This window comes from Leucobacter japonicus (genome assembly GCF_001273855.1).
GTDB lineage: Bacteria > Actinomycetota > Actinomycetes > Actinomycetales > Microbacteriaceae > Leucobacter > Leucobacter japonicus.
This window is the reverse complement of sequence record NZ_JHBX01000095.1, coordinates 1-233: the sequence shown is the minus strand read 5'-3', so window position 1 is coordinate 233 and position 233 is coordinate 1. Positions and strand designations below refer to the sequence as shown.

General features: G+C 57.1%; 1 protein-coding gene. It reads right to left on the bottom strand.

The window, feature by feature from the left end; translation table 11 throughout:
* Positions 1–14: 14 nt before the first annotated feature.
* Positions 15–233 (bottom strand): sugar transferase (locus AMS67_RS04520; RefSeq protein ID WP_193787065.1); only part of this gene is annotated, 219 nt, incomplete at its 5' end.

The window sequence follows — 233 nt, the reverse complement described above, 5'->3', positions numbered from 1 at the left end:
CCCGGTCGAGGGACTCAGAGACTCATCGTGCCGAGCACAAAGTTAATGAGATGAGGAAGTTCGGAGAGAGAAGAGCGGAGTAGAAACGCCCCAAAAGGCGTGATGAGAGGGGAGGGATTGAGAGGGAAGAGCGGCCCGGCGAACTCGTTGTGTTCGAGGAGAGCAGCTTTCAGCGCCTCAGCATTAGGGAAAAGAGGGAGGAAAGGGGAGAGGGAGAACGAAACGCCGTTGCG